Annotated in this window: 11 protein-coding genes; 3 read left to right on the forward strand and 8 right to left on the reverse strand. The window is 36.4% G+C overall.

The window, feature by feature from the left end; all coding sequences use genetic code 11:
* The first annotated feature begins 277 nt into the window (after positions 1 to 277).
* Together B11cv2_RS04480 and tldD are read left to right on the forward strand one after the other, a co-directional pair.
* Positions 278 to 811, forward strand: a complete 534-nt coding sequence (locus B11cv2_RS04480; protein ID WP_100693502.1) for an invasion associated locus B family protein — start codon at positions 278 to 280, stop codon at positions 809 to 811.
* Between the two features lie 98 nt (positions 812 to 909).
* Positions 910 to 2,328, forward strand: coding sequence for a metalloprotease TldD (gene tldD / locus B11cv2_RS04485; RefSeq protein WP_100693503.1), 1,419 nt, complete (start codon positions 910 to 912; stop codon positions 2,326 to 2,328).
* Positions 2,329 to 2,394: 66 nt separating this feature from the next.
* Here tldD and B11cv2_RS04490 read toward each other — a convergent pair whose 3' ends face one another.
* The 7 genes from B11cv2_RS04490 to B11cv2_RS04520 form a co-directional block, all read right to left on the reverse strand.
* Positions 2,395 to 3,648 (reverse strand): class I SAM-dependent RNA methyltransferase, encoded by a 1,254-nt coding sequence (locus B11cv2_RS04490; RefSeq protein WP_100693504.1) that lies wholly within the window; start codon positions 3,646 to 3,648, stop codon positions 2,395 to 2,397.
* Positions 3,638 to 4,387, reverse strand: a complete 750-nt coding sequence (locus B11cv2_RS04495) for a TlyA family RNA methyltransferase (protein WP_100693505.1) — start codon at positions 4,385 to 4,387, stop codon at positions 3,638 to 3,640. Before B11cv2_RS04495 ends, B11cv2_RS04490 begins: the two co-directional genes overlap by 11 nt.
* A 2-nt stretch (positions 4,388 to 4,389) precedes the next feature.
* On the reverse strand, positions 4,390 to 6,312 hold the full coding sequence (dxs, locus tag B11cv2_RS04500; protein WP_100693506.1) for a 1-deoxy-D-xylulose-5-phosphate synthase: 1,923 nt from the start codon (positions 6,310 to 6,312) through the stop codon (positions 4,390 to 4,392).
* Between the two features lie 450 nt (positions 6,313 to 6,762).
* Positions 6,763 to 7,017, reverse strand: coding sequence for an exodeoxyribonuclease VII small subunit (locus B11cv2_RS04505; protein ID WP_100693507.1), 255 nt, complete (start codon positions 7,015 to 7,017; stop codon positions 6,763 to 6,765).
* Between the two features lie 7 nt (positions 7,018 to 7,024).
* On the reverse strand, positions 7,025 to 8,137 hold the full coding sequence (gene ribB / locus B11cv2_RS04510) for a 3,4-dihydroxy-2-butanone-4-phosphate synthase (RefSeq protein ID WP_100693508.1): 1,113 nt from the start codon (positions 8,135 to 8,137) through the stop codon (positions 7,025 to 7,027).
* 981 nt (positions 8,138 to 9,118) lie between these two features.
* Positions 9,119 to 9,937, reverse strand: a complete 819-nt coding sequence (gene fabI / locus B11cv2_RS04515) for an enoyl-ACP reductase FabI (RefSeq protein ID WP_100693509.1) — start codon at positions 9,935 to 9,937, stop codon at positions 9,119 to 9,121.
* A gap of 118 nt (positions 9,938 to 10,055) precedes the next feature.
* Complete coding sequence (locus B11cv2_RS04520; RefSeq protein WP_100693510.1) at positions 10,056 to 10,955, reverse strand: DnaJ C-terminal domain-containing protein; 900 nt, start codon at positions 10,953 to 10,955, stop codon at positions 10,056 to 10,058.
* A 318-nt stretch (positions 10,956 to 11,273) separates the two neighbouring features.
* Between B11cv2_RS04520 and pdxH the strand changes: the two genes are divergently transcribed.
* On the forward strand, positions 11,274 to 11,897 hold the full coding sequence (gene pdxH, locus B11cv2_RS04525; RefSeq protein ID WP_100693511.1) for a pyridoxamine 5'-phosphate oxidase: 624 nt from the start codon (positions 11,274 to 11,276) through the stop codon (positions 11,895 to 11,897).
* A gap of 84 nt (positions 11,898 to 11,981) precedes the next feature.
* Here pdxH and ubiA read toward each other — a convergent pair whose 3' ends face one another.
* Complete coding sequence (gene ubiA / locus B11cv2_RS04530; RefSeq protein WP_100693512.1) at positions 11,982 to 12,989, reverse strand: 4-hydroxybenzoate octaprenyltransferase; 1,008 nt, start codon at positions 12,987 to 12,989, stop codon at positions 11,982 to 11,984.
* Between the last annotated feature and the right edge of the window lie 87 nt (positions 12,990 to 13,076).

Genomic DNA, 13,076 nt, shown 5'->3' on the forward strand with positions numbered 1-13,076 from the left:
TGTAGATTAGAAATAACTGTAATAAGAGCATATTTTTTAATTGTATTCAAGAAATGTACCACAAAAACACTCTACCAAATATCATATATCAAATGCTAAAAGACTTTGTTTTCATCAAATACTAACCATTTTAAATTTCCATTTTTGTTCTATATCTTACCAACTCATATCTTCGAAAAAACCTGACTTTATAATTATTTTATCAAAAAAATCAAAAATTTACTTTTCATGAAAAGCTATACACAATAATATAATAGCGATTCGGGTAGGGATTTTTATGACACTTTATCAATTTCTCAAAAAAAACTTCTTTAGCATTCTTATTTACGCGTTTTGCAATATTTTTGCCAATCACGTTATTGCACAAATACCCAATAAGCAAAGTTTTCCTGCTCCACAAACTTATGGTGCATGGACAAAAATTTGTTCTTTGCCACCAGGCACACCTAACGTACAATGTGAAATTGTACAAGATGTTCATACACAAGAGCGTCGTGATATTACCTTTCGTGTAGCATTTCAAAAATTGCCTCAAAACCAAGGGGTTTTGATGCGTGTTTTTGTTCCAATCCGAGTTGAATTGCAATCTGGAATTAGAATTAAAATTGATAATGAAAATATAGGAAAAATGGAATATCGTCGTTGTCTAGGTAATAATTGTGTTGCTGAATCACTTCTTAAAGAAAATGCAATACAATACTTTTTAGAAGGTAAAGTAGCAACCTATATTATCTTTACAACTCCTGAACAAGGAATCGGAGGTCTGATTGATCTTAATGGTCTTAAAGAGGCCTATGCAACTTTGTCATAATAGATATTCCCCCTATAAATAAAATAGTTTTTGCTTTTAGCTTCATAAATAAAACAAAATGGACAAATTTTGAGTACTAACAAAATAGGATAATCACTATGAAATCGCTGATTGACCATTTTGATATTTCTTCACAAAAAGTACAATCACTTGTACAAGAAACCCTTCATAAGGCTGATGATGGTGAACTTTATCTTGAATATACAGAAAGTGAAGTTCTTCTATTTGATAATGGACAACTTAAAAATGGTTCATTTCACCAAAATATAGGATTTGGTTTACGCGTTGTTGCCGGAGAAACCACTGGATATGCTCACTCTGGTGAACTATCAGCTGCTGCACTTAAACGTGCGAGTGAAACAGCTAAAACTGCGACCTATAATAATCATGCGGGACCTTATAGTGCAGCTCCTAAACCGACAAGCAAAAGTCTTTATCAATCCCAAAGTCCTCTTGTTTCTCCATCATTTGAAGAAAAAAGTGTACTTTTGCAAAAAATTGATGCATATTTACGTGAAAAAAATGACAAATTGCATCAAGTAACTGTTGCTCTTTCCGGTTCATTACAGCATATTGAAATTTTACGAGCTGATGGACATCTTGTTCATGACATTCGTCCTCTCGTACGGCTCTCTATATCCGTGGTTGCTGCCGATGGTAATCGTCGCGAAAATGGCTCCTATGGCTGTGGTGGACGGCAAATGTTTAACCAATTCATTTGTGAAGAAAACTGGAAAAAAGCTGCTGATGAGGCTTTACGAATAGCCTTAATCAATCTAGAAGCAGAAGAAGCACCAGCAGGAACATTTGATGTTGTATTAGCCAATGGATGGCCTGGTGTTATGCTTCATGAAGCTGTTGGACATGGTCTAGAAGGGGACTTCAATCGTAAAAAAACATCTGCTTTTTCTGGACTTTTAGGCCAACAGGTTGCTGCGCAAGGTGTTACCATTGTTGATGATGGTACAATCCCTGGATGCCGTGGTTCACTCACAGTTGATGATGAAGGAACGCCATCAAATTATAATGTTTTGATTGAAGATGGAAAACTCGTTAATTATATGCAAGATAGACTAAATGCTCGACTGATGGGAATGAAACCAACTGGAAATGGACGCCGTGCATCCTATGCACATGCACCAATACCGCGAATGACCAATACAATAATGTTGAGTGGAGATAAGACACCTGAAGAAATTTTATCCTCATTAAAAAACGGTATCTATGCTGTTTCGTTTGGTGGAGGACAAGTCGATATTACTTCTGGAAAATTTGTATTTGAATGTACCGAAGCTTATCGAGTAGAAAATGGGAAAATCATAGCTCCAATCAGAGGTGCAACCCTTATTGGTAATGGACCAGATGCTATGAAACGCATTACAATGATTGGTAATGATAGCAAACTTGATAATGGCGTAGGGATGTGCGGCAAAGCAGGACAAAGCGTTCCTGTTGGCGTTGGACAGCCTCATTTGCGAATTAATAATATGACAATTGGTGGAACAGCAGTTTCATAGAGTGAATTGAATATACTTAATCCGGAAATTTTCCAATTTTATTTAAAAAATCTTTTTATTGTTCAGCTAAAGCTTCCAGCTTTTCTTCGTTTTTTGTTTCCTTAAAGTTGCAACAACTTCAATATGAGGTGACCATAAAAATTGATCAATTGGTACAACTTTTTCAATTATATAACCACCAGCAACAAGAAGTGATAAATCACGAGCCAATGTAATAGGATTGCACGAAACAGCTACCACACGTGCTACCGTTGCTTTGGCCAACTCATTTACCTGCTTCTCTGCTCCAGACCGTGGTGGATCAAAAACAACACTATCAAAGCATTCAAGCTCCTTTGCAGAAAGTGGACAACGAAATAAGTCACGTTTTTCACAAACCACTGTTTTTAAACCAGTAGCAATACGTGCTGCCTGATCAAGGTTAGCTAGAGCTTCTCCATTGTTTTCTATTGCATGAACATTCATCTTTTTCGCCATACGTAAAGCAAAAGTCCCTACTCCTGCAAATAAATCAGCAGCATTTTTTGCTTTTTTAAAATGAGCTAAAATAATCTCTCCCATAACAGTTTCCGCTTCAAAAGTTGCTTGAAGAAAACCGCCAATAGGAAATTCAACACAAACATCTCCAAAGTGGATCACCGGTTTTTCTTGTTCAACTAAGATCTCACCTTCGACGGATAAACGTGTAATTCCACATGAAAGAGCTACACGTATCATTTTTTGACGAGTAAACTCATTTTGGACAATACAGTTACTTAAAGCAACATCAAAACCGTTTTCGACAGCTGTTACTGTCACATGAAACGGTTTAGCGTTATTTCTTAAAAGAGCGCATATAGCCCTAATATCATCCAATTTAGACAAAATCTCTGAACGAGTAACTGGACATTCTTTAATAGCTATAATGTCATGAGATCGATAACGATTAAAACCAACAATATGTTTTTTTTGAATCACATATGCTGTTAAAGTAACTCGTCGACGAGTATAATTTCCACATTCAATTAATGGAGAAATAACAGCATTAAGATCATATCTTTTAAATGCATCAACAACCAATTGCCGCTTCCAAGAGCGATAAGCATCAAAATGCCAATGCTGAAGCATACATCCTCCACATACCTCAAAATGTTGACAAACAGCACCAACACGCTCTAGCGATTTCTCTTTTAGAGTAATAGGTGTACCGTATTTTCCATGAAGGGCAACATTAACAACCTCTCTAGGCAGAGTAAAAGGTACAGAAATTGAACCATATGCTGTTTTGGCAATACCATGACCATTCACGCCAACATGGTCAATTATAACATCACTGCTCACTTTTTTCTCCGAATAACAAATATTCTAAATTACCATCACCACCTGTAATAGGTGAAGGAAGTAAACCTTTTGCTGTCCATCCTATTTGAGTATTCAGCCAATCAAAAAGCTCTTCAGCAACTCTTTTGGCTATTAACGGGTCTTTTAATATTCCTCCTTTACCAATACCCGCTCGACCAACTTCAAATTGAGGTTTTACCAATAAAACTGCTTGAGCACTCTTTTTTGTTAAAGATAAAACCGATGGTAGTGCAAGTTTAAGAGAAATAAAACTGACATCAGATACAATAAGATCAATCTCATGACCATTTAAATGTTCCTGCTTCAAATCTCTAACATTCAGACCCTCTAGTAAAGTTATCGCATCGTTACCTGATAAACGAACATCAAATTGATTGTGACCAACATCAAGAGCAATGACATGAGAGGCTCCTCGTTCTAAAAGAACTTGCGTAAAACCACCAGTCGATGCGCCAATATCAATCGCAGTAATTTTATTTGTCATCACAGGAAACACATCAAGTGCATAAAGAAGTTTTAATGCTGCACGAGATACATAACTCTTTGCAGGATCAGAAACCGTAATCGTAGCGTCATCAGAAATCATTTTTCCAGCTTTAAAAACAATTTCTCCATTAACTTTAACTGTTTTTCGTGCCACTGCATCACGTGCCCGTGAACGCGTTACAAAAAAATTTTTTTCAACTAAGAGAACATCCAGTCTTTTTGTGACTGCCATATTTACACTCGAGTTCGCGATATAGGCCGAAGTTTACGCCCTAAAGCACTAAAAACAGCATTAATAATACCTGTCGCATCAAGTCCAATCTGTGAGAGAACTTTATCTGGCAGACCATGATTTAAATATTCATCCGGAAACTTTAAGGTACGGACTTTTAAGCCATGCTCTAGGAGTCCTTCTTGTGCAAAAAACTGTAGTAAATGCGCTCCAAAGCCACCTATTGCTCCTTCTTCAATTGTTATTAAGACTTCGTGCTCCCGCGCTAACCGACGCATCAAATCTTTATCCAAAGGCTTTGCAAATCTAGCATCTGCAACAGTCGTAGACAATCCTTCTGCGACTAATTCATCAGCTGCAACCAATACTTCAGACAACCGTGTCCCAAAACAAACCAGAGCGATTTTACTTCCTTCACACAAAAGACGCCCTTTTCCAATTTCAAGCAATTCACCCCTCTGCGGCAAATCCATACCAACACCCTGACCACGAGGATAACGAAAAGAAATAGGTCCTTGATTATAAGCTGCCGCTGTACGCACCATATGCATAAGTTCAACCTCATCAGAAGGTGCCATAACCACAAAATCAGGAAGAGTTGCCAAAAAAACAATATCAAAACTCCCCGCATGCGTCGCACCATCTGCTCCAACAAATCCTGCTCTATCAATAGCAAAACGCACCGGTAATTTTTGGAGTGATACATCATGAACAATTTGATCATAAGCACGCTGTAAAAAAGTAGAATAAATCGCAACAAAGGGTTTATATCCCTCACATGCAATCCCTGCAGCAAAAGTTACAGCGTGCTGCTCAGCAATACCAACATCAAACATCCTTTTTGGAAATTTTTCAGAAAAAGAGTCAAGCCCCGTTCCATTTGGCATTGCTGCCGTAATGCCAACAATTTTATTATCATGTTTAGCCTCCTCTATTAAAGCTTGAGAAAACACTTTAGTATAAGAAAGAGAGCTACTTTGTGCTTTAACTTGTTTACCTGTAATGACATCAAAACGATTAACACCGTGATATTTATCGGATGATGCCTCTGCGGGTGGATACCCTTTCCCTTTATGCGTTACCACATGCACTAAAACAGGACCATCAGGACATTCACGAACATTTTTCAAAACAGGCAACAAATGCCCAAAATTATGACCATCTATAGGCCCAACATAGTAAAAACCAAGCTCATCAAACAAGGTTCCCCCAGCAAAAAAACTACGTGCAAATTCTTCTGAATAACGTGCTTTCTCCAAAAAGAATTTTGGTAACTTTTTGCTTAAAATCTTTACTCGTTCACGCAAACTGCGGTAAGATGGACGTGAAACTAACCGTGCAAGATGAGCGCTCATAGCGCCTGTAGGAGGTGCAATAGACATATCATTATCATTAAGGATAACAATCAAACGTGCATCCAAAGCACCAGCATTATTCATCGCTTCATAAGCCATGCCTGCAGATATAGCGCCATCACCAATCACAGAAATAATGTTGCGTTTTTCTTCAGCTTCCAATGCACTAACCATTGCCATACCAAGACCTGCTGAAATAGAAGTGGAAGAATGGCCAGCACCAAACGGATCATACACACTTTCTGAACGCTTTGTAAAACCTGATAGACCGCCCTCTTGACGTAATGTGCGAATTCTATCTCTGCGACCCGTTAAAATTTTATGAGGATAGGTTTGATGACCAACATCCCAAATAATCCTATCATCAGGTGTATTAAAAACATAATGTAGTGCAATAGTAAGTTCAATAACACCGAGCCCTGCCCCAAGATGACCGCCTGTTACAGAAACTGCGTCAATTGTCTCGGTGCGCAATTCATGAGCCAACTGTAGCAAATCAGACTCCGGCAATGCTCGCAAATCTTGCGGTAAATGAATCAGATCAAGCAGTGGCGTTAATGGGCGAGACAAAAAGAACTCCTTATATTATTAGTATAGAGCAATCAATTATGCTATCTTGTTCCTTTGATACCTTTTTAGAATTCATACCTTAACAGATGTTTCAATTGCTAGTTCTTTATAAAAAATGGCCCTGTATGAACAGAATATAAAAAAATAAATAATGATGTAAATATCATGATGTATGTGAATATTCAATGAAGTGTAAATAGTTCCCATCGTAACAGTCTTATACACTGGATAAACAATATTTTTAACAATCACTTATGATCAAGAATAAAAGACAATATGGATATACACAATGCATGATAATTATGTAGATATAATTACAATTATATCCATATGTCTTGAGGATTCATATGCGTCCTTTTGACTCGCTTATGTCAAGAAATAAGATTAACAAGTTTATCGTATATAAGCTTTTTGTACTTCTTGTAATCAAAAAATAAAAAATGACTTACATCATTCAGGGTCTAGTGGTTCTACCCCTTCAGGTTTCCCCTCATCTGAAAGTTGAATTTTTTCAACTTTAGCTTCAGCGACTTTCAATAACTTATCGCAATGATTTTTAAGAGCTTCACCACGTTCATAAATATCAATCGATTGTTCCAAAGGAACATCTCCACGTTCTAAATTTTCGACAATCGCTTCAAGTTGTTTTAGCGCTTCCTCAAAACTCAACGTAGTAATATCCTCTTTTTTTTTGCCTTGCTTCATATAATCCTCACAAGATATCTGTTCTAGATACGCGAATTCCAAAACCTTCTAAACCAACATAATGACGTTCCTTAGAAGCATAAACAATAACAGAACTAATCCCTAAATGTCTCAAAATTTGTGCTCCTAAACCAATTTGGCGCCATTCTTTTTCACGTTCAATCGCCTGCATATGATTTTCTAAATCTCTTTTTGTTATTTCCTGATTATCAATAGCTGATTGACAATCAACACCAACAAATCCTCCTCGCAGATAAACAAATACACCCCGTTTTTCTTTTTCTAACATACGACGCATAATAACTTCAATATTTGAAACTTGACCAAAAACATCATTCAAAATGTTCTCACGATGCAAACGTACTGGAATATCCTCACCATCACGGATATCACCAAAAACAATTGCAATATGCTGAACCCTCTCCCAAGGCAGTTGATAACTTTGAACCACAGCCGGCCCTATGAATGTTTCAATTTGCATTTCTCCGACATGTTTTATTAGTGTCTCTTTACGCTGGCGATAAGCAATAAGATCAGCAACTGTTATTGTATGCAACTGATGATCTTGCGCAAACTTTATAACCTCATCTCCATGTTTAACACTGCCATCATCATTGACTAGTTCACCAATCACACCAACTGGTGTCAAACCCGCTAATTTACATAAATCAACTGCAGCCTCAGTATGTCCTGATCGCATCAAAACACCCCCCTCATGTGCAATTAAAGGAAAAATATGTCCCGGACGCACAAAATCATTAGCACTAGCATTTGGATTAGCAAGATTACGAACTGCTAATGTACGATCGTGTGCTGAAATCCCTGTTGTTATTCCATATTTAAAATCAACAGTAACAGTAAACTTGGTACAATGCATTGAATCATTATCTGATACCATAGGAGTTAAATTCAATTGCTGCGCTTTCTCCTTCGGCAAAGGAGCACAAATAATACCGGATGTATAACGCATAATAAATGCCATTTTTTTTTCTGTACAATGGACAGCAGCAACGATTAAATCACCTTCATTTTCGCGATCATTATCATCCATAACCACAACAATTTCGCCGCGTTCAAAAGCCTGAATAGCAGAAACAACCTTTTTCTGATTATACATCATTGCTTTTCCTTCCTATACAACCAATTTGACCGCAATTCCTCAGCTAATGATCAGCAATAACACAAGAAACTATTGATTCACTAAAAATAATAATCCGAATCACAATACCCGTTTGTGATAACATCTACGTTTTTACTATTAACATCAATTGAACAATAGAAAGCTAAAATCGATAATATGGGCTTAACTACAAAATACACAGCAAAACGAACGATTCATCTTTAATTAATTGGTCCATATAATTAATGAAAACACAGGCTGCATAAGCAGCATGTGTAAAAAAGGATTATTATCGAGCTCTGGGCACTTCCATCGACCACAATTATATGATTAGTGACAATCACTACCATCGCACCCTATACAATCGAATCAGGAATAATTTTGCATCAAATATACCTGCCACAACCCGCTCTATTGTTTCAGTTGCTCCAGCACGCTCACCATTACAACAATAAAGAATTTCATATTTAACATCATATATAAAACCTGCATAATTTAGATAATAATAATTAATTATTATATTATAATCTTCTAATCACTGATCTGTACCCTAGATAAATATTGAAACTAGCATTCCTATTGTTACTCATGTTGTAGCATCAAACCTGAGTAATAACTCCTGAAAGAACCTCTACCTTACTTAATTCTTGAAGTTATGCTTTAATTTTGATTGTTCTGATCACCGTTATCAAGATATGCCTGAATTTCTGTAAAAGTGAAAATAATCTCTAGAGAACAACTGTCAATAATATACTCAACGTATAACTTAACCCCATACTCTCATACCATATTGTCACACGAAATAAATGATCCAATGTATACGCGATATGGAAACAGTCTCATTTTAAAATATACGCAACCACAGCACACAAAATATATATAATCAAGTACATTGAGCTGCAAGCAAGATCATCTTACCTAAAACTATTATTAACCATTTCAACTGTAGTCAAATTGTTACTGATAAAGTAAGCTTACCCCTTACTCTTTAATAACAGAAATATCTGGTGCATCAACGGCCTTCATACCTATAATATGATACCCTGAATCTACATGATGCACTTCTCCCGTAACAGAACGAGATAAATCTGAGAGAAAGTATAGCGCAGAATCACCAACCTCTTCTATTGTCACTGTACGACGTAAAGGAGCATTATACTCATTCCATTTAAGAATATAACGAAAGTCACCAATACCAGAAGCAGCCAACGTTTTTATAGGCCCTGCTGACAAAGCATTAACACGAATATTCTTCGGTCCTAAATCTACAGCTAAATATTTTACGCTAGCTTCAAGAGCAGCCTTGGCAACCCCCATTACATTATAGTTAGGAACAACTTTCTCAGCACCATAATAAGTCAATGTTAAAATCGAACCACCACCTGACATCAATTTTTCTGCACGCTGCGTAAGAGCTGTCAAAGAATAAACAGAAATATTCATCGTCATCATGAAATTTGATTCGCTGACATCAATGTAACGACCGCTTAATTCATCTTTGTCAGAAAAACCAATAGCATGAACTAAAAAATCAAGCTTACCCCATTTTCTTTCTATTTCATTAAAAACTGCATCAATAGATTTACTATCAGATACATCACAATGACCACAAACAATTCCTCCTACTTCTTCGGCCAAAGGTTCAACACGCTTCTTCAATGCTTCACCTTGATAAGTAAAAGCAAGCTCTGCCCCTGCAGCACTTGCTGCCTTAGCTATTCCCCACGCAATAGACCTATTATTGGCCAACCCCAAAATTAGACCACGCTTACCGCATAATAAATTATTACTATCAGCCATTAACATTGCCTCATCGCAACAAAAAATTAATATTACCCACTTGCCTATGGCACAGGTAAACTTTTTCTTCAAGCAGTTGGTTTAAAATCAAAACTATAATTTCGTCCTATAAGCAATCTTAACTCTTCTCCATTTGCAAGAACTGTTCTAATGCAGGATCCTTTTTGGGTAACATGATACGAACATGCACATAAAGATCATCTCTTTCTCCATTTTTTAAATGAAGTCCTTTCCCTTTTAGCCGTAAAACACGATCAGAACTTGACCATGCAGGAATTGTTACAACGACGCGCCCTTCTAATGTCTGAATTTCCTCTTTTGTTCCCAACACCGCGTCTTTAAGAGGAATTTGCAAATCAAGATGAAGTGCCCTTCCTTCAACTCGTAAACGAGGGTGTTTTTGGATGTGAATTGTTACCAACGCATCCCCTGATTGTCTATACGGAACTTTTTCTCCCTGACCTTTTAAACGGATAGTTTGCCCATCCTCAACATAAACTGGAAGCTTAATTTTTAGTTTTTTGCCATTAGGAAAAATTGTTTCCACCTTTTCTGCGCCAACCATCTGTTCCAAGGTTACAGAAAGACTAGTCCGAATATGGGCTCCTTGTTGAGACTGATTATGTTGTGTAGAATGCGAAAAACTCCTTCCTTTTCCAAATAAATCACGAAAAATATCGCTTGCATCAAAACCTACACCACTTGAAGAACCAAAGTCAAACCCTCCTGTACTTCCTGAAAAAGGATTATGCCCTTCTCTAAAATGTCCTCCAGAGCTATAAGCTTGATGAAGCGGCTTTCCTTCTGCATCAATTTCACCGCGATCAAATTGTATTTTTTTATCTTTATCTCCTATAATTTCATAGGCTTGATTCACTTCAGCAAACTTTTCTTTAGCCTTCACATCACCCATATTATGATCTGGATGATATTTTTTCGCTAGTTTTCTGAATGCAGATTTAATCTCTTGCGGTTTTGCGGTGCGCGCCACACCTAGAACTGTATAGGGATCACGCATATTGTCTTCTTTCCAGTTTTGTCATTTTTAATATCAACCGGTATATTTTTAGTAATTTTATTCTTGAATCAATTTAACTAAAGTAATTTCTACTTTATCTATATGTTTATAAATAAATGAAAATACCATATGGAATAAATATTTTTATATCTAATATAATGTATTGCAACTCATACTAAAAACCAACATCATTAAAAAACCATGATAAAAATATGTAATATTATTAATTTTTCAAAATAAAAAGAGCAGTCTTTTGTCAGCTGATATAAAAAACAACTCAAATAATCCTTCATTCATGCTAATTGATCAAAGCCCATTATGAAGAACACAACACAAACAAATGATAATTTTGTACAAATACAAGATCCCTTTGTACTTTTTACACGTTGGCTTGAAGAAGCAACAACAAGCGAAATCAACGATCCAAATGCTATGGCTTTAGCAACAATAGATACAACAGGCTTACCTAACGTTCGTATAGTCCTCCTCAAAGATTTTAGTTCTAAAGGATTTGTCTTCTATACAAACTACGAAAGTTGCAAAGGACAAGAAATTTTAGCATCAATGAAAGCATCCTTAAGCTTTCATTGGAAATCACTCCGTCGTCAAGTTAGAATCAGAGGAATCGTTGAGAAAGTCAGCACTGAAGAAGCAGATGCATATTTTCAATCACGTCCACGTGGAAGCCAAATTGGCGCATGGGCATCTAAACAATCTCAAATATTAGAGAACCGCTTTGCTCTTGAAAAAGCAATCACCGAATATACCGCACAATATGCTGCAAAAAAAATCCCACGCCCACCTCACTGGTCTGGATTTTGTGTAAACCCTCTTTATATTGAATTCTGGCGTGATCGCCCATTCCGTTTACATGATCGCTTACTCTTTACACGAGATTCTATTAAACAAAACAGCTGGAAGAAGCAAAAACTCTATCCTTAATTCTTAAACTCTTAAAGCAATACGTTTCATGTTTGTATGATAACAAATCTCTACTTCATAGATTATTTTATATTGTCATAAATATCACAAAATCACAGAGTATAACACTGCTGAAATTCCTCCGCATACCAAACCAACAAAGATCAAAAAACCAACAAATGAATTAGACTTGAAAAGTTGTAAACATTGTAAATTGTTGTCAATATCAATAACTTTAATTTGTATGAACATATGGATCGCTGCGATAAAAATCCCTAAAAAGCTTAGAATAGGAACTTGAGCCAAATAAAATGCCAAGCTGGTTAAAATCACAAAACCACCATATAAAAATATCAATGCATATTTCGTTTTTTTACCAAAGAGAAGTGCCGTAGAACGAACACCAACAATCACATCATCATCTTTATCTTGATGAGCATAAATTGTGTCATATCCTATCGTCCATAAAATTGAGCCTCCATAAAGTGCTATTGGAGCCCAACTTAAACTCCCATGTACCGCAGCCCATCCCATTAATGCTCCCCAATTAAATGCAATACCTAAAAAAAATTGCGGCCAATTTGTTATACGTTTCATAAATGGATAAAGTATAACTGCTACCAGTGATGAAAGACCTAAAAAAAAAGTAAATTCATTAAATTGCAATAAAACACCTAGGCCTATAATACATTGTATCAATATAAAAATTTTTGCCTGAAACCGACTCACTTGACCAGTAGGCAATGGGCGAGAACGTGTTCGTTCTATTTTAGAATCAATTTCTTGATCAACAAGGTCATTCCATGTACAACCTGCACCCCGCATAGCTATAGAGCCTACGAAGAATAAAAAAAGATACCAAATCCAATTAACAACACTCGACAAAATAGATAATTGTGACATCTCACAAGAAAAAATAGCCATAGTTGTTGACCAAAAACAAGGCCACATCAATAGTTTCCATCCAATAGGCCTATCCCATCGAGCTAATTGAGCATATAGCCATAAAGAACAAGGAAGAAAATCATAAACCCACTGTTTTGGCACTGCATCCATAACCCGTCCCTGCTTATCACAGGACTGAATATGCAAAATATCTTTACTTTTTTTCATTAAATGATTTCACCTTTTAGACTTGCAATAGAAATATTTCATTCTTATGACAAATAATCAATTTAACCATCTTCTATGATAGGAGCA

This window comes from Bartonella sp. 1-1C (genome assembly GCF_002810325.1).
GTDB classification, from domain to species: Bacteria; Pseudomonadota; Alphaproteobacteria; order Rhizobiales; family Rhizobiaceae; genus Bartonella; species Bartonella rochalimae.